Origin of the sequence: Pseudovibrio sp. M1P-2-3, from assembly GCF_031501865.1 — a bacterium.
Classification (GTDB): domain Bacteria; phylum Pseudomonadota; class Alphaproteobacteria; order Rhizobiales; family Stappiaceae; genus Pseudovibrio; species Pseudovibrio corallicola.
The window spans coordinates 885,163-902,620 of the sequence record NZ_JARRCW010000001.1; the positions used below are offsets into that span (position 1 = coordinate 885,163).

At 48.4% G+C, this 17,458-nt stretch carries 16 protein-coding genes and 1 other RNA gene; 11 read left to right on the forward strand and 6 right to left on the reverse strand.

The window, feature by feature from the left end; all coding sequences use genetic code 11:
- Positions 1-3: 3 nt before the first annotated feature.
- Both P6574_RS04065 and ssrA read right to left on the reverse strand, forming a co-directional pair.
- Positions 4-603 (reverse strand): SspB family protein, encoded by a 600-nt coding sequence (locus P6574_RS04065; RefSeq protein ID WP_310619110.1) that lies wholly within the window; start codon positions 601-603, stop codon positions 4-6.
- Positions 604-730: 127 nt separating this feature from the next.
- Positions 731-1,089: a transfer-messenger RNA gene (ssrA, locus tag P6574_RS04070) on the reverse strand.
- 156 nt (positions 1,090-1,245) lie between these two features.
- Between ssrA and P6574_RS04075 the strand changes: the two genes are divergently transcribed.
- From P6574_RS04075 to P6574_RS04090, 4 genes are read left to right on the forward strand one after another with little or no spacing between them, the layout of a single operon-like run.
- Positions 1,246-2,040, forward strand: a complete 795-nt coding sequence (locus tag P6574_RS04075) for a thymidylate synthase (RefSeq protein WP_310619111.1) — start codon at positions 1,246-1,248, stop codon at positions 2,038-2,040.
- 20 nt (positions 2,041-2,060) lie between these two features.
- Positions 2,061-2,885 carry a 3-deoxy-manno-octulosonate cytidylyltransferase gene (locus P6574_RS04080; RefSeq protein WP_310619112.1) on the forward strand — a complete coding sequence of 275 codons (825 nt, stop codon included), beginning with the start codon at positions 2,061-2,063 and terminating at the stop codon, positions 2,883-2,885.
- Positions 2,882-3,493 carry a histidine phosphatase family protein gene (locus P6574_RS04085; protein WP_310619113.1) on the forward strand — a complete coding sequence of 204 codons (612 nt, stop codon included), beginning with the start codon at positions 2,882-2,884 and terminating at the stop codon, positions 3,491-3,493. Before P6574_RS04080 ends, P6574_RS04085 begins: the two co-directional genes overlap by 4 nt.
- Positions 3,494-3,553: 60 nt before the next feature.
- On the forward strand, positions 3,554-4,066 hold the full coding sequence (locus P6574_RS04090; RefSeq protein ID WP_310619114.1) for a dihydrofolate reductase: 513 nt from the start codon (positions 3,554-3,556) through the stop codon (positions 4,064-4,066).
- Here the strand turns inward: P6574_RS04090 and P6574_RS04095 are convergent.
- Positions 4,063-4,932 carry a hypothetical protein gene (locus P6574_RS04095; protein ID WP_310619115.1) on the reverse strand — a complete coding sequence of 290 codons (870 nt, stop codon included), beginning with the start codon at positions 4,930-4,932 and terminating at the stop codon, positions 4,063-4,065. The two genes, P6574_RS04090 and P6574_RS04095, sit on opposite strands and share 4 nt — an antisense overlap.
- A gap of 154 nt (positions 4,933-5,086) precedes the next feature.
- Positions 5,087-6,121: a phytanoyl-CoA dioxygenase family protein gene (locus P6574_RS04100; protein ID WP_310619116.1), complete on the reverse strand. Its 1,035-nt coding sequence runs from the start codon at positions 6,119-6,121 to the stop codon at positions 5,087-5,089.
- A 514-nt stretch (positions 6,122-6,635) separates the two neighbouring features.
- On the opposite strand from P6574_RS04100, the gene hflK reads away from it, so the two are divergent.
- From hflK to P6574_RS04120, 4 genes are all read left to right on the forward strand, one after another.
- Positions 6,636-7,817: an FtsH protease activity modulator HflK gene (gene hflK, locus P6574_RS04105; protein ID WP_310619117.1), complete on the forward strand. Its 1,182-nt coding sequence runs from the start codon at positions 6,636-6,638 to the stop codon at positions 7,815-7,817.
- On the forward strand, positions 7,817-8,704 hold the full coding sequence (gene hflC / locus P6574_RS04110; RefSeq protein WP_310619118.1) for a protease modulator HflC: 888 nt from the start codon (positions 7,817-7,819) through the stop codon (positions 8,702-8,704). Before hflK ends, hflC begins: the two co-directional genes overlap by 1 nt.
- On the forward strand, positions 8,701-8,892 hold the full coding sequence (locus P6574_RS04115) for a DUF2065 domain-containing protein (protein ID WP_310619119.1): 192 nt from the start codon (positions 8,701-8,703) through the stop codon (positions 8,890-8,892). The genes hflC and P6574_RS04115 overlap by 4 nt, the downstream gene beginning before the upstream one ends.
- Positions 8,893-9,051: 159 nt before the next feature.
- Positions 9,052-10,533, forward strand: a complete 1,482-nt coding sequence (locus P6574_RS04120; protein WP_310619120.1) for a DegQ family serine endoprotease — start codon at positions 9,052-9,054, stop codon at positions 10,531-10,533.
- A 52-nt stretch (positions 10,534-10,585) separates the two neighbouring features.
- Here the strand turns inward: P6574_RS04120 and serB are convergent, their stop codons facing one another.
- On the reverse strand, positions 10,586-11,476 hold the full coding sequence (gene serB, locus P6574_RS04125) for a phosphoserine phosphatase SerB (protein WP_310619121.1): 891 nt from the start codon (positions 11,474-11,476) through the stop codon (positions 10,586-10,588).
- On the opposite strand from serB, the gene miaA reads away from it, so the two are divergent.
- Positions 11,460-12,446, forward strand: a complete 987-nt coding sequence (gene miaA, locus P6574_RS04130) for a tRNA (adenosine(37)-N6)-dimethylallyltransferase MiaA (protein ID WP_310619122.1) — start codon at positions 11,460-11,462, stop codon at positions 12,444-12,446. The genes serB and miaA overlap by 17 nt on opposite strands.
- A 151-nt stretch (positions 12,447-12,597) precedes the next feature.
- Here the strand turns inward: miaA and P6574_RS04135 are convergent, their stop codons facing one another.
- On the reverse strand, positions 12,598-14,154 hold the full coding sequence (locus tag P6574_RS04135; protein WP_310619123.1) for a 2-isopropylmalate synthase: 1,557 nt from the start codon (positions 14,152-14,154) through the stop codon (positions 12,598-12,600).
- 693 nt (positions 14,155-14,847) lie between these two features.
- On the opposite strand from P6574_RS04135, the gene P6574_RS04140 reads away from it, so the two are divergent.
- Together P6574_RS04140 and P6574_RS04145 are read left to right on the forward strand one after the other, a co-directional pair.
- Positions 14,848-15,969 carry a hypothetical protein gene (locus tag P6574_RS04140; protein ID WP_310619124.1) on the forward strand — a complete coding sequence of 374 codons (1,122 nt, stop codon included), beginning with the start codon at positions 14,848-14,850 and terminating at the stop codon, positions 15,967-15,969.
- A gap of 133 nt (positions 15,970-16,102) precedes the next feature.
- Entirely contained in the window at positions 16,103-17,239 is a 1,137-nt protein-coding gene (locus P6574_RS04145; RefSeq protein WP_310619125.1) for a hypothetical protein, read from the forward strand.
- The last annotated feature ends 219 nt before the right edge of the window (positions 17,240-17,458 follow it).

The following is a 17,458-nucleotide window of genomic DNA, read 5'->3' on the forward strand; positions in this document are numbered from 1 at the left end:
AAGTTAATTTTTCTTACGGAAGGCATCAAGGGAGACAACATGAGCTCCCTCGTTATTTTGTGGAGGCTCGTTGTCCTCACTGCGCTGTGGGGCGGCTCCTTCGGGGATGGGCTCCCCAAGTTCTGCGTCCTGAGATGTTTCGTTCGCAGCATCTGCATTGGAAGAAACTTCCTGTAAGTGACGCTCCTGAATGCTTGGCTGTTCAGCATCTTTTGCGCGAAACTCTTCGGGCAGGTCTTCCCCAGTCTTGCCCGGCTCAAACTCAAGAGCGAACTGGACAGACGGGTCAAAGAAACCTTTGATGGCCGAGAACGGGATATAGAGTTTTTCTGGAACACCGCCGAAGGAAAGACCCACTTCGAAGGCATGTTCTCCCACTTGCAGATCCCAAAACTGGTGCTGCATGACAACCGTCATTTCCTGAGGATAGCGTTCCCTCAAACGATTGGAAATCTTCACACCCGGGGCAGTGGTTTCAAAGGCGATATAGAAGTGGTGTTCGCCGGGAAGACCCGAACGTAGCACTTCATTGAGAATCTTCCGGACTGCACCGCGCAGGGCGTCCTGAATAATTATATCGTAGCGGATCAGATCTTCTGCCATCGGTGGCTACGCTCATCCTTTTGCGTTTCTACAGCCTGCCCAACTATACCGTAAAGGCAAATAAAAGCCTGCACAAATTAAAAAGTGCCATAATCTGTAACATTATGGAAGCGCAGGCGCAAAATTCAGTGAAGGCTTCTGTTGCCAGGTGCCTCCGAACCCCGCCTAAAGGTGCTAACCAAAAGGACTTAGCGGACTACCGGTACTGCATTACGCAGCAACAGCGTTGTCCATAGCGTAGTTGTCATTTGCAACTATCATAATGGCCCGATGTCGGTGGTACCATGCCGAGCAAAAGTAAAGCCTTTACGCCCTCGTCGATCCTATTTCGCCCCCGCCAAAACCCGCATTCCTTACTGCGGGCTTTGGTGGAGGCGCCGGGTACCGCCCCCGGGTCCGAATGGTTTATTGCGCTCACAATTTATTGCCGTAGCCAGCAAGCTGGCAAACGGGAATATAGGTGCAGTGCCCCTTAAAGGGAAGGGGGTAGCTGAAGTGTTTTGCCAGTTGTTGACAAAATGGATAAGAAGAAATCAAAGACGCGCTCTTTGTGGCATTTTGCCGAGCAACTGTATAAGCCAGTGGAAACGGTTATTTTAGATTGCTTGGCAAAAGACCAAGGCGTTTTGGGAAGGACATTCAATGCAGCAATATCTTGAACTTATGCAACGTGTGTTGGATGAGGGGGCTGTTAAGGAAGATAGAACAGGAACGGGAACCCGCTCTGTGTTTGGTCACCAGATGCGCTTTGATCTTTCCAAAGGCTTCCCCATGGTGACAACCAAGAAACTGCACCTAAAGTCTATCATCCATGAGCTTCTGTGGTTTTTGAGTGGTTCGACTAATATTGCGTATTTAAAAGAGAACGGCGTACGGATCTGGGATGAGTGGGCGGATGAAAACGGAGATCTGGGGCCGGTCTATGGCTACCAGTGGCGCTCATGGCCTACGCCTGAAGGTGGTAGCATTGATCAGATTACAAACCTGATCAATCAAATAAAGACCAATCCAGATAGCCGCCGCCTGATAGTTTCCGCGTGGAATCCTGCCCTTGTGGATGAAATGGCGCTGCCTCCCTGCCATAGCCTCTTTCAGTTTTATGTGGCCGAGGGCAAACTCTCCTGTCAGCTTTATCAACGCTCTGCTGATATCTTTTTGGGTGTCCCGTTCAATATCGCATCCTATGCCTTGCTCACCATGATGGTGGCACAGGTCTGCGATCTGGAACCCGGCGAGTTTATTCACACATTCGGGGATGCCCACTTGTACAGCAATCATCTGGAGCAGGCCCGTCTACAACTTTCCAGAGCTAAGCGTGCTCTGCCGACCTTGAAAATTAATCGGGATGTGAAAGATATTTTCGCGTTTAAATTTGAAGACTTCACCTTAGAAAATTACGATCCGCATCCGCATATTAAAGCGGTCGTGGCTGTTTGAATAAAAAGGTATTGAACAAAATGCGTGCTTTAATTTCAGTGCCCGCCAGAATTGGCTCAACCCGTTTCCCTAAAAAGCCTCTTCACTCCATTGCCGGAAAGACTCTGTTGGAGCGCTGTGTGCAGATTGCGAAAGTTGCTGCCAAGCAAACCGGCGCTGATTATGTGGTGGCTGTGGACCATGAGGACGTGGCACGGCACTGCGATGAAATCGGTGCCCCATGGGTGATGACAGACCCTAGCTTGCCCTCGGGAACCGACCGTGCTTTGGCTGCGAGAGCTCAAACGGGAGAAAACTACGAGTTTGTTTTAAACCTGCAAGGGGATGCGCCGTTCACCCCGCCAGCTCATGTATCAAAACTCATAGAAGCTGCCCGGCAGAATCAGAGTGCCCATGTATTCACACCTGTGATCCAGCTGGATTGGGAAGCGCTGGACCAGTTGCGTGAGCACAAGAAAAGCCACCCTTATTCCGGCACCACTTGTGTACGTGATATCAACGAGATGGCCCAGTGGTTTTCCAAGACTATTCTCCCGGCTATTCGCGGAGAAGATAAGCTGCGCTTGCAAAGCAACCTTTCTCCAGTGCTGCGTCATATTGGACTTTATGGATACCGGATTGATGCATTAAAACGCTTTACCAGTTTGCCTGTGGGGCACTATGAAAAATTGGAGGGCCTTGAGCAGCTACGCTTTCTGGAAAACGGAATGCGCATTCATGCAGTTCTGGTGGAGCGCCCCGAGCTTTCAATGTCGGGTGTAGACACTCCCGCTGATGCCGAACTTGCAGAAGAGTTAATCGCGAAACACGGCGACCCTGCAGATAAACTGGAGAAGCTTTTATGATCCGTATATTTGTTTGTCGCCACGGCAATACCTTCGATAAAGGAGACGTTGTCACACGGGTTGGAGGCCGGACGGATCTTCCGCTCAGCACCTCAGGGCAAGAGCAGGGGCGGGCTTTGGGAGAACACTTCCAAGCAAAGGGAGTTCGCTTCGACCGCGTGTTCTGCTCCCCCTTGCAGCGTACCAAGCAAACAGCTGGACTGGCTCTGGCCGGGCAGGATGAGGAGATAGAGTTCAAGGTTCTGCCGTTTTTGGTGGAAGTTGACTATGGGCCCGATGAGAACAAGCCGGAAGAAGAAGTTGTCGCCCGCATTGGCGAAGAGGCTTTGAAGGCATGGGAAGAGCAGGGCATTCCCCCTGAAGGCTGGCATGTGGACCCACCAGCAGTAATCGGGCGCTGGCAGGAGTTCTTTGCCGGTGCCGCTAAAAAGTACAAGGATGAAACTATTCTGCTTGTAACCAGCAACGGGATTGCCCGTTTCGCCTTACAGGCACTTTCCGAGGGAGCTGGAAACAACGCCCTTAAGCTGAAGACAGGTGCCTATGGAATTTTTGAGGTTTCTGAAAGCGGTGAAGTGTCGTTGAATGGGTGGAATATTCGCCCCTAAGAGATATCGCCCCTTTGGGGGCGGCTACTCCATTGTGTTTAAAGGTTCGGGAGCCGGGAAATGGTGAAAATTTCGATGATTTCTGCGGTGGCAGAAAACGGTATTATTGGTGCAGGTAATGATATGCCGTGGCATATTTCTACTGACCTGAAGTTTTTTAAGAAAACAACCATGGGAAAGCCCATTGTTATGGGCCGCAGGACATTTCAATCCATAGGGAAACCACTGCCGGGCCGAACGAATATTGTCATTACGCGCGATTCTACGTTCCAGCCTGAAGGCGTTGTCACGGCGTCTGGTCTGGATGAAGGGCTTGATGTGGCCAAGGCCAAGGCGCAGGAAACCGGCGTTAATGAAATCATGATTATGGGCGGTGGGCAGGTTTATAATATGGCCATGCCCCATGCCACAAAACTCTACATCACGCGGGTACATGCAAAGCCAGAGGGCGATACGTTATTTCCCGATATAGATAATAGCGATTGGCAACTGAGTGAAACACTGCCTTTCCAAAGAGGTGAGAAAGATAGTGCGGATACCTCACTGGAGATCTATGAGAGACGGGTAACCTAAACCGCCTCTTGTATAAGAGTAGGGCTTTGCAGCAGGACTGGAGAAAGTGGCGGATTGGCCACTTGCTCCAACAGGTTCTTGGCCTGCACTTCAAAGGGGATAGCAGAAAAGCGGCGGAAGAAGCGATCTGTTTGGATCATGAATAAATTATTGCACACTTGCCCGGGTCCAAGTGCATTCCATCCATAAAAGCCAAAGGGGTCTATCAAGACTAAAGTGTTGGGCTTGAGCGTCAGCGTATGCGGCTGTAGACTGGAAAGCTCCCTCAAGTCTTCGGGGGTTACATTTGGGGTGGTTCTCATCCCTTCCTGTAGCTCGGCATATCGCCTTTGCTCCCACACCATTCGTTTCTCGGTAATTCTATGGGATTGGGGAATATAGGAAAACAGTGAAGTCTCGTTTCTACTGCCGCAGGTGACCCAGCATACGACATCAGGCATTTGTTCAATGGAATGGACGTTTTCCGTGGGAGCCCTTTGGGGTTTTCTAGAAACAAATAGCGGAGCGAGAGACTTTCCAGCCCCTGTTAATGAACGGAGTAACAGTTCTAGATCATATTCAACAGTAGCGGCGTGGGTAAAAGGCATTAATTTCAAATCTGCGGGCGAGATCGGGATTGCTTCCACTTGTCCCATCCACCCGCTTTCCTGAAAAGTCGCCTGTTTTTTATCAAAGAATTCAACGGCTATTTGGTGAAGTTGTTTTTGAGGGAGAAATGCCTCCTGAATATAGTACCCGTGTTCGCAAAAGTGCTTTCGGGCTTTTTTGTTTAGCCCTATTGAAAGCGTCTGTTGTTGCCTGTCCTGAAGTTTTTTGTGATTTGAAAGCCATTTTGAAACTTCGGCCCAGCCCTTCATTTGACGCATTTTTCACCAAGCTCCCCCTGAGACTCACTCAGTAAAACATGAAAGAAAGCACAAGGGCTCCTCTCGATTGCGGGAGATGAAAATTCCTTTAAGAATTCTAGTAGGAGAAATGTGCTGCAGGTAAAAAGGGGAGGCAAGTGCCGGATAACTCCTGTCAAAATACCGCTGGGCTGTTTACATAGCGCTTGCCCGTGTTTCTCCATATTGTCCGCTTGCCAAAATTTTTTTCCAGAAAGTCCGAATAGGCCAAAAAGAGCTCCAGTTCTCTGCCTTTGACGCCAGGAAGCGATTTGAGGTCAAAGCCACACCACGGCAAGAAGGGGTTGCGGCGCATATGGGCATGAAGTTCTATTCGTTTGGTCGGTTGGGGGCTTGGCACTCTGCCGTGAAATCCAAAGGTATCAGCTATAACCAGAGTATTGGCTTTAACGGGAAAAGACTGGGCAGCGCTATATCCCATCTGGTCAAGCTCTTTATGGGTCGCACGGAACGACCCATGGGCATGATGGTTTCGCTTGTCACGGCAGGCGTTAATACTGTTTTGATATTCCCATTCAAGACGCTTGTCATTGATGCGGTGAGAGCCCGGAGCATAGGAGAAGGGGCCTTCCTCCTCGTTAACATCATGCAAAAAGAGCCAGGCTTTGGCAGTGCTATGAAACGTGTCGGCATGTAATTTTGTTTGAGGGTCTGCCCCTCCTTGCGCAGGGTCCACCAGTACTGTCTGGATAAAAAAGATGGGTTGCCCCCCACAGGCAGCGGTGTACCGAATGAGATTGAGAAGTCCTTTATTTTCTATTGAACTTTTTAATGTAGGCCGCTGTTCAATGACCTGTTGTGTAATTGGCGTCATTCGCGTTGCTGTTTGTCCCTGCCGCATTTGCCGGGTTTTCATGGGAGAGCGATAGATCTCGTTCCGCAAAGCTTTGAAATCCGCAGGGGAGAGATAGTTTTCAATTTTTATGAAGCCATTTTGATCAATATCGGAAACCTGATCAGGCGTTAAATACTTCGCAAGGCGCCGACGCCGAGATTCGGCAAGCCCTGCTGCGAGCTTTAATCTTGCCCTGTGAAGGCCCCACCGATTGAGACGTTCATTGCCTATAATCGGGTTCTTTTTGAAGGATTTGGCTGGGCCTGCGACTTCCAGAGCCCAAAGCGGGGTTTTTAAATAATCCAAGGGAACCATGGGTGTGCCTTCCTCAGAATGCTGGTTGCCAGAGGCTTTGGAGTTTAAGGCGGGGTACTAGGAAGAAACTCCACGGAAAATGGGAGGTCGTTAGTGATTCTTGGATAATAAAGGGGTAAATTTGAGAGGCATTCCTTTGAAAGAAATGGGGGAAATCCCGAGAGTACCTTTCATATCTAGTGGTTCTTTTTCTCAGGTGGCGGAACATTTGGAGAACTGGTTATATCTACTTTATGGACATCAAACTTGTAAGTTCTTGGTTTTCTCCTGAAAACCATGGAAGTTTCGGTACATTGACTACTTGAACTGGTGATTAATTTACCTAAATCCTTTAGGACTAAGAGACACTGTGGGCTTGTGGGGAATAAACGCCCTTTATTCTTAGGACTGGAGAAGGGTTCTATTTACGATTTTGGGGCATTGCCTATACCTTTAATCAAGTCATAATTGACACAGTGAACGAATAATTTTTTAGGCCGGGTGTCCGGCATATTACCGAGTAAGGGACTTCTTTATGCCTTGGAGCAATCAAAGTGGAGGTGGCGGCAACGGCGGCCCCTGGGGGAACTCTGGTGGCGGTGGCGGCAACAGCGGCGGCCCATGGGGCGGCGGCGGCGGCGGCCCGCAGCGAGGCGGCGGTGGCAATACACCTCCTGATTTTGAAGACCTCCTTAAGCGCGGCCAAGAGCACCTAAAGAGCGTTATGCCCGGCGGCGGCGGCGGCGGCATGGGCTTTAAAGGCATTTTGCTTGCAGTCTTCATTGCTGTAGTCATTTGGTTGGCAACTGGTATCTACCGTGTTGAAACAAACGAGGTTGGTGTTGCCTTGGTTTTCGGTAAGGTCGAAGGTCATACCTCCCCTGGTTTGAATTATAACTGGCCGTACCCAGTTGGCGAAGTTTACACTCCAGCAGTTACGCGTGTTCGCGAAGTCAGCATCGGCATGGCAGAGTTTGTTCGTGGCAGCTCTGTAAATCAGCGCGATGTGCCGGAAGAAAGCTTGATGCTGACCGGAGATGAAAACATTGTGGACGTGGACTTCAAGGTTCAGTGGCTCATACAAAATACCCCAACGGGTGTTTCCGAGTATCTGTTCAATATCCAAAATCCAGAAGCGACAGTAAAAGCTGTTGCAGAAAGCTCCATGCGGGAAGTAGTCGGGAATTCCCGAATCGATTCCATCCTTACCGAGAATAAAAAAGCTGTTCAGGACGCAGTTCTCAAATTGATGCAGTCCACATTGGACTCTTACAAGGCTGGTATTGAGATCACTGAAGTTCAGATGCAAAAGGTTGATCCTCCATCACAGGTTATTGAAGCATTCCGTGATGTTCAGGCCGCACGTGCTGATCAGGAGCGTATCCAGAACGAAGCGCAAGCTTATGCCAACCGTATTGTGCCAGAAGCCCGCGGTAATGCTGCACGTATCAGTGAAGCGGCGCAGGCTTACCGTGATCAGACCGTCGCAGAAGCCAATGGTCAGGCGCAGCGCTTTACAAAGATCTATGATGAATATGCCAAGGCTCCTGACGTAACCCGGCAACGTCTCTATCTGGAAACTATGGAAAAGGTTCTGGGTAAGAACAATAAAATAATTATTGACGGAGATATCTCCGGGTCCGGTGTGTTGCCTTACCTTCCGCTTGATCAACTCAATAAAACATCCTCAGCGCGAACTGTAGGAGGGAACAACTAATGCGGAACGGCTTTATCGGAATTCTTATCGCAATTGTTGTGCTGGTTGGTTACTGGTCGACATTTATAGTGAACCCGGCGCAGCAGGCCTTGATCTTCCAGTTTGGTGAAGTGACTGGGATGGAGAATAAGCCTGGTTTGAAATTCAAGTATCCTTGGCAAAACGTTGTTTACTTGGACAAACGGATTTTGAACTTGAATATGCCGGTATTTGAGCCGGTTTCTTCTGACAAGAAACGACTTTTGGTTGATGCGTTTGCACGCTATCGCATTTCTGATCCAGTGAAGTTTTACCAGTCCGTGAACAATGTGGATGAAGGATCTCGCAGACTGTCCACATTCTTGCAATCGGCCTTGCGAGACCAGATTGGTAAGGCGACGTTTACTCAGGTTGTTCGTGATGAACGTTCTGATCTCATGGAATCCACTCGTAAAGAAGTTGAGAACAGAGCGAAGGCTATCGGCGTGGACGTGATCGATGTGAAAATCCGTCGTGCAGATCTGCCGGAAACCAACTCTCAAGCAATCTATGCGCGGATGCAGACTGAGCGTCAGCGTGAAGCAACTGAAATCAGAGCGCAAGGTGAAGAGCAGGCAAGGCGTATTCGCTCAAGAGCTGATCGTGATGCAACCGTGATCGTTGCGAATGCCCAAAGGGATGCGGACATCATTCGCGGTGATGGGGATGCTGAGCGGAACAGTATTTTTGCCGAAGCCTATGGAAAAGATAAAGAGTTCTTCGAATTCTATCGCTCCATGCAAGCTTATGAAGAATCGATGAAATCCGGTGATACGTCCATGGTTCTTTCACCAGACTCCGAGTTCTTCAGATACTTCAAGAATGCCGGAGGAGCAGTGCCTGCCAAAGCGCCCGCAACCGCGCAATGAATGATCTGATCGTTGCGCTTGGGCTTGTTCTAGTTATTGAGGGGATCCTTTATTCATTGGCTCCCTCACAGCTGAAAGAGTTCATGCGCAAGGCTCAGGACATACCAGACCAGACTTTGAGGGTCGGCGGGATCATCGCTCTAACTCTTGGGTTTTTGATAGTATGGTTCGCACGAGGCGGGTTTTGAGGAGGGACGTTCCCCTTGAGCTTTGCTAGTGTCAGGATAGGCTGCTTGGCGGGTCTATTCTCTAGTTGAATAGATACCCGCGCTTTCAATGAAGGTGCGGGTATTTTTATTATAGAAACGCCCAGTCGCGTTTGCTGCTAAATGTGGAGATGGGGCCCAATGGCTATACCCGGTATCCGGCATCTGCCGGCCAGATTTAATTATCGTTTTGTTTTGGCGTCATTATTTACGCTCTGCTTCGTGGTGAGCGGCGCTACGTTCTCACGAGCTGCGGGGCCGGACTCTGTCGCCGATCTGGCTGAACAGCTTGGGGATGCAGTTGTAAATATTTCAACTGCGCAACAGGTATCGGCGCAGCGATCCGTTCCCATGCCACAGGTTCCGGATGGGTCTCCTTTTCAGGAGTTTTTCGAGGAATTTTTCAATAAGCAAGAAGGGGAGAGCGGTCGCCCCAAGCGTGTGCAGTCTTTAGGATCCGGATTTGTCATCGACGGTGAAGAAGGTATCATCATTACCAATAACCATGTAATTGAAGGGGCCGATGAAATCACGGTAAACTTCAATGATGGCAGCAAGCTGATTGCTAAGCTGATTGGCCTTGATGAAAAAACTGATATAGCAGTTCTCAAGGTAGAACCCTCAAAGCCCTTGAAAGATGTCAGGTTCGGTAATTCAGATGTGCTGCGTGTTGGCGATTGGGTAATGGCAATCGGTAATCCCTTCGGCTTGGGCGGAACTGTAACCGTTGGAATTGTTTCTGCACGTAATCGGGACATTAATTCAGGTCCCTATGACAATTACATCCAGACAGATGCCTCCATTAACCGTGGTAATTCAGGTGGGCCTTTGTTCAATATGGAAGGGGAGGTTGTTGGCATTAACACCGCGATCTTCTCTCCATCGGGCGGTTCCATCGGGATTGGTTTTGCAATCCCCGCCGCATCGGCTTCAAAAGTTATTGGCCAGCTGCGTGAGTTTGGTGAGACCCGTAGAGGTTGGCTGGGTGTGCGCATTCAGGAAGTGACGGATGAGATTGCCGAGGGACTTGGCATGGAAAAAGCCAGAGGTGCCTTGGTTGCCGGAGTAACTGAGGATGGTCCCGCAAAGGGGGCAGGAATCCAGCCCGGTGATGTTATTGTGACATTTAATGGAAAACTTGTTCCACAAATGCGAGACCTCCCGCGCATGGTTGCCGATACGGAAATCGGAAATGATGTGCCCGTCCAGATTTTGAGGAAAGGTGAGGAGCTGACTGTTGCCGTGACGCTTGGCAGGCTGGAAGAACCCACGGAGCTGGCGGAAAAAGCAGTAACTGAAGATTCTAAGAAGTCAGAAGAGCCTCAGTTTGAAATTCTTGGAATGTCTCTTGCCAAGGTCGATGGAGAGCGCCGCGAAAAATACGCACTTACCGAAAAGGTAGAGGGTGTTGTCGTGACTGATGTTGATCCGGGTAGCCCGTCAGATGACAAAAGGATCATTCCCGGCGATGTGATTGTTGAAGTAGCACAGGAAGCGGTGACTTCGCCAGAGGATGTTGTGCAACAAATCGGCCACTTGAAAGAGCAGGGACGCCGTTCAGCCCTTTTGCTGCTTTCCAATGGCGATGGCGAACTGCGCTTTATAGCGGTTCGTATCGAATAGCTTATAACGTTTGGAGGCGGGTTGATGGCCAGTTGCCCGCCACTCTACGCTTTTACCTAATAAATTCTTCGTATTTGTAACCTTGGATATACAGCAGGCTTGTCAGATCTCCGTTATCAACTCTGGCATCAGCAGCAGCTGCCACCTTTGGTTTGGCGTGATAGGCAACGCCTAGTCCGGAAATAGCAATCATTGCCAGATCGTTTGCACCGTCGCCAACAGCAAGCGTTTCATCTTTGGATAGACCTTTTTCTTTCATAAGCTGCTCAAGTCGCTCCTGTTTGGCTAACTGGCCCAATATCGGCAGTTGTACTTGCCCTGTTAGCTCGCCGGCCTCCTCAATAAGAGTATTTGCACGATTTTCATCAAAGCCCACCTGCTTGGCAATTTCTCTTGTGAAAACCGTAAAGCCGCCGGAGACAAGAGCTGTGTAGGCCCCGTTTGCCTTCATCGTTGCGATCAGCTCTTTTGCACCTGAATTTAAGGATATCCGGTTTTCCAGAGTCTGCGCGATGACAGAAGTTTTTAATTTCTTGAGCAGCTGCACCCGTTCCTTCAAAGCGGGCTCAAAGTCGATTTCACCGCGCATTGCCCGCTCTGTAATGTCCGCTACTTTGTCTTTGAGGCCGACTTCTGCCGCCAGCTCATCAATACATTCCTGACCAATCATGGTTGAATCCATATCGGCGATCAGAAGTTTCTTTTTTCTTCCCGCAACAGGTTGTAGGAATACATCTACCGCAGCGCCCTTAAGGACATCTCGTAGTTTGTCCTCCAGCCCTTCAATAGGGGTTGAAACGGGAAGTATGAAATCGTAGGCAAAGCCTTCTCTTAAAACCTCTTGGGTTGATTGATTTGGCAAAGCCTTCCGGACTGACAAGATAGTCTCTTCAGAGATTGCGGGAAGGGTTGGATTGGAAACGAGCGTGACAACAAAAGACATAGGAAGCTCTCAGCAACAAAAGAAACAAAGCAGGTTTAACAGACCTGAGGCTGTGTTGATAGCTGGACCAACGGCCAGCGGCAAGACCGCACTGGCGATTGAGCTTTCAAAAATGCTGGGTGCGCGCATCGTAAATGCAGATTCTATGCAAATTTACAGGGACCTTCATATACTGTCTGCGCGCCCTTCCCGCGAGGAAGAAGCGCAGGCACCTCACGTTCTGTTTGGTCATGTTCCCTCCCATGAAGCCTATAGTGTGATGCGATGGCTTTCTGATTTTGAAGTAGAGTTGGAGGCTGCGCGAAAGGAAGAGGTACCTTTGATTGTGGTTGGGGGGACAGGCCTTTACTTCAAAGCGTTGCTGGAAGGTATTTCTCTGATGCCGGAAATTTCGCAGGACATTCGACAATACTGGCGCGAAGAAAGCTGCCACAAAACCGCTGAATATCTTCATTCAATTTTGAGGGAAAAAGATCCTGTTGTGGCGGCGCGGCTGAAAGAAGGTGATACTCAGCGCATTGTCAGGGCATTGGAAGTGATTGAAGGTACTGGGAAATCCTTGTCATATTGGCAGCAAAATCGCAGCACGCCTCTGCTGGGAAGTTCCGACCACGTTTCAGTGGTTCTGGCGCCGGAACGTAAGGCTTTGCATGAACGTATTCATAGAAGGTTTGAGTTGATGATGGAGGCGGGGGCAGAACAAGAGGCTGTTGCTTTGACGTCTCAAGGACTTGATCCCAGCCTTACTGTCATGAAGGCTATTGGGGTGAAACAGTTGAGCCTTGCAGCAGCTGGTGAGGTTTTACGGGATGCGGCCATTGAGAGGTCGAAAACTGAAACGAGACAATATGCCAAACGACAGATGACGTTTTTCAATGGCCAACTGCCCATGTGGCCGCAACTCGACCCGTTGAATGCGGCTGATAGAGAAGCTTGCATAGACACCCTAGGGAAAGCGTTTGCCAAGTAGTAAGGGGTAAACCTTTTGACACCCCTTAAAAAGCTTCTATTAATTTAGCTAGGGCAGCGAGACGTTTTATTGAAACAGCTCGCTGCTTTAACCTATTGTTTAGGTACGTATCTTTAACCGAAAACTAGTGTCCACTTTTCGGCTATACGCTTTAGCTAGCGAGCACATCTTCCACGTTGACTTGCCGCTGCCGACGCAGTTGTAAGCGGTTGAGCGCGGAAACATAGGCTCTGGCGGACGCAACCAAGGTATCGGTATCAGCGCCTTTACCTGTAGCGATTTTGTTACCGTCTTCAAGCCGCACCGAAACTTCTGCCTGTGCATCTGTACCCTCTGTCACCGCATGCACCTGATAGAGCTGCAAAGTAGCGTCATGGGGCCAAATGGCTTTGATGGCGTTGAATGTTGCGTCAACAGGCCCATCCCCATTGGCTTCGCGGGTTTCATGGCGGCCATTGACATCCATGGTTAAAATAGCCTTCTGCGGGCCGCCAGTACCAGCGATAACGGTCAATGCGATCACTTTGACGGTCTCACCCTGTACAGTGATTTCGTCTTCGACCAAAGCTTGAATGTCTTCATCGTATACATTCTTCTTGCGGTCGGCCAGCTCTTTGAAACGGCGGAAGGCCTCCTGAAAGGCGTTGTCACCCAGCTCATATCCCAGTTCTGTGAGCTTGTCTTTGAATGCGTGGCGACCCGAGTGCTTGCCCATAACAAGTGAGGTGGCACGCACTCCCACATCTTCGGGGCGCATGATCTCGTAGGTCTCAGCATTTTTTAGCATTCCGTCCTGATGGATCCCACTTTCGTGCGCGAATGCATTTTTACCGACAATCGCCTTGTTATATTGCACAGGGAATGAGGAAACGGCGGATACAAGTTTGGAAGCCCGTGTCATATACTTGGGGTCGACCTCGCATGTATACGGCAGGACATCGGATCGTGTGCGTATGGCCATGACCACTTCTTCGAGAGCCGCATTGCCTGCACGTTCGCCAAGCCCGTTGACTGTGCACTCAATCTGCCGCGCCCCGCCATCAACTCCGGCCAAAGAGTTCGCCACAGCAAGGCCCAGATCGTTATGGCAATGAACGGAGAATACGGCTTTGTCCGCATTCGGCACGTTGTTGCGAATGTTCTCGAACATAGCCTTGTATTCATGCGGTACAGCATAACCGACCGTATCTGGCAGGTTGATTGTTGTTGCCCCAGCCTCAATTGCAGCTTCTACGCAGCGATAAAGATATTCAATAGGCGTGCGGGTTGCATCCATTGCGGACCACTCAACGTCATCAATTAGGTTTCTGGCCTGGGTAACGGTTTTTCTAACGATCTCCAGCACGTCCTCTTGGGATTTATTCATTTGGTGTTCCAGATGAATGGGAGATGTGGAGACGAACGTGTGAATGCGGCCCCTGCGTGCAAAGCCAACAGCCTCGCCAGCGCGGTCAATATCGGCGGGAATTGCGCGGGCCAGACCCGCTATAACGGCGTTTTTAGAACGGCGGGCAATCTCACTCACGGCCTCAAAATCGCCGTTGGAGGCAATTGGGAAGCCTGCTTCGATAATATTGACACCCATAGTGTCCAGAATTTCGGCCACTTGCAGCTTTTCTTCCAGTGTCATGGAAGCGCCGGGAGACTGTTCTCCATCACGCAAGGTGGTGTCGAAGATAACGACTCTGTCTGTTGCAGATGTGGTCATGTAATGAGGTCCTTCAGTTGCCCCCCACTTCATCACACTTGGTTTTCAAGGGGCTTTTACTTTTTCCAGATGGTTCAAGATCCCCTAAGAGCCCGCTCGGATACGGAGCAGCCGACGCTCAGGGGCATCTAAGTAGAAGGAGATCAAGAATACGAGTTAGGCCGCCGCACAAATAGGCGTCGCTGGAAAAATTCAGATTGTCGCAGGAGGCGATCATCTGCTCACTCTAGCCTTTTCTCAAGTTACACTTTTATCACAGTATAAGGCATAGACCTATAAAGCGTAAAGAATGTAAGTAATCAAATTATTTCCAAATGCCTATCTCAAATGAAATTAAATGGCAAGGGGATTTGATAAAATGGTCAAAGATTACTTTTTGAGAAGGTGACTTGTTATTTGTGGAAAGGGGGCAATATCGTAATATCAAAAGGTGCGAGGCTTGATTGCTCTGCAAATAAGATGGCGAAATCTCAATGACTTATTTTTAAGATTTGTAACGTGCTATTATTAATATTTAGCTCAAGGTGAGTACTATATATAATATATATTTAAAGTTGTATTTGTGACAGCTTCGCGCAAGGTTTGGTGGTTCATACTCGTATCATTGCTTTCTTCCGCTACGCTATGAGGGCGTGGTTCCTTTTTCCTTTAAGCTCTATGATGGAGTAGCAGGGGCAAGAGATTTGTTTACCAATGCCTACGATCAATTCCAGTCTTTTACAAAATCATGCCATAGAGCTGCTGCAAAGTTTTCAAGTCAGTAAAATTCCAAATATCTCTCCTAACCAGGGTGAGAACAAAACTGCCATAGAGAAAATTAATGAGATCATTACCGGGCAAACGGATAAGACAGTGGCAACAGCTAGAGCCCGAATTGCTGAAGCTCATTTGGAGGCCTCGAAATCTGAGTTAGAAAATAACTCAGATGCTCCCTTTGGGCTCTCCGTCGGGGGAGTTTATTATGAAAAGGTCGCCGATATGAGCGAGGGAGTGCAGATCAACGCCTATATAGCAGCTAAACAAGTGGAGCGTTACCTCCGCGAAGAATATATATCTTCTGGAGCTGTCGATAACCCGTACACCACCTGGGACTTTCTTTATGACCAACAAGGCACGGATCAAACGTATTGGCGTTTTGGGGGGGAAGTTGATGCGGATTCTGATTTATCCGCCTACGTTGCTTCACAATACTTCCAAAATCACTTGGGAGAAGTCTTGACCGAAGATGTAATTGGTACGGATGGTAGATCTGGAGTCTTTTCATATAAGGAATATGACTTTGTCCCTGTCTTTCAAGAGTTTTCTCGCGTGATGGTGATAACCTCTCAAATTGAATATTATTTTCAAGAGACGTACGGCTTAAACAGTCTTGAGTATCTTACTCTTTCAGAAAACCTAGTTGAGGACCGGGCGGAAATTCTCACAGAGCGTGACACTATAGTCTCTGAGTTCGGTGTGAATAGTACTGAGCATGTGGCTTACATAAATAACTTCTACTATGAGAAAACGCAGCTCAATTATGCTCGTATAGAAACGGCCGAAGGACTTGAAATAAACTTCATAAGAACATCTACAGGTTACGGTAGTATTCTAAAGCAAAAGTCTGAGGCCGGCATGCAGCCTGTTACTATTGGCAGTGAAATTGAAGAGCTTAATAGTTTTGAAAGTGAGACTTTAGAAGACACCTTATACTATGCTCAACGACGAATAACTGATCAAGGTGTTCTTGAAGCGCTTGAAACTGGTCTTGAGGAGTTAACCGCTAATGGACACGCAACGATGACAGAAATGCCACTGACTAAAGGAGTAACTTAGGGTTCTCCTTTTAGGCATTGAGAAACTTGGAACGTTGATAACACATTTGTTTTGAAGCACTTTGCTGCAATATAAGGGCGCGACATCATGCTGCTTTAGACTCTATGGTGGAGCGGTAGGGGAGAAAACCCAAATGCCAATATCTATGATTAATTCTAGTCTCTTGCAAAATCAAGCTGTGGAGTTGCTTCAAAGTTTTCAAGCCAATCAACCCTCCAGTAGTTCTCCTGACGAAGAAGAAAACAAAACTGCTACAGAAAAAATCCATGACATTATTTCTGGCCAAACGGATAAAACCGTAGCAGCAGCCAAAGCCCGTATTGCTGAGGCTCAGTTGAAAGCAGCCACAGTTGAAGTACGTAATGATGAAGATGTGGATTTCGGCTTTACAGTGGAGGGAACTCACTACGTAAAAGTATCTGACATGAGTGAGGAGGTGCGGATCAATGTTTATATAGCTGCAAAAGAAATAGAGCACTATATACGCGATATAATAATAGACTCCGGTGTTTTGGATAATACTCGTTGGCTTGATTTGGAAACTGACCGTTATAAAGACGCTAAGAATTGGAAAGCAGGGGGGGAAGTTTATTCGGATGCGGATTTCTCGAGTAGAGTTTCTGCTGCTTACCTTGATTATTATTGGCAAGAGTTTGTCGATCTAGACACTCCCGGAAAGTGGGCGAACTTCTGGCCTTCTTGGGAATATATGGGATTTGATCCTGTTTTTCAGGAATTTCACCGCATGACAGAGATCACGCAGAGTATCCAATATTATTATGCTGAGACGTATGGCAGAAACAGTCTTGAGTATCTTACTCTCGCAGAAGATCTTGTGGAAGACCGGGCAGAAAGTCTGGCGGAACGCGATGCTATAGTTTCTGAGTTCGGTGAGGTCAGTGCTGAACATGTCGCATATATGACTAATTTCTACTATGAAAATACTAAGCTTGATTACGCTCAAATGGAAACTTCGGGTGGGCTAGGGATACACTTCTATAGAACATCAACCGGGTACGGTACCGTCCTGCGGCAGAAGTTGGAGGCAGATGTTAACTACATAACCTTTGATAGTGAGACTGGACAAATCAATAGCTTTGAAAGTGGAACTGTGGAAAGTACAGTTTTGGGTAACTTTCGTTGGTATGACCCTTCGGACACTGAGCGCCGATTTAATCATGGTGACCTTGAAGGGTTTAGGGGCTACCTTGAAGAACTTGAAGCTAACGGTCAGGCAATAATAACCGCAGTTTCGTTAGATGAAGCATAGAACTCCCTTTTTGCTTGACTGATTTGTGTCTCCCTCAACATGGAGTGTGTTGTTTTATAGCATTGGGATATCTGTTGAGCGTATAGGGACGTGTATTTCGTTGTATTCCAAGTGCGCTCCATAATACTAAAGTTAACACTAAAAGTTTAGTTAACTCAGCTTCATGCAAGTTAAGGTTTAATATGGTTTGGGTGTCATCTAGCCTCACAGCTTTTACGT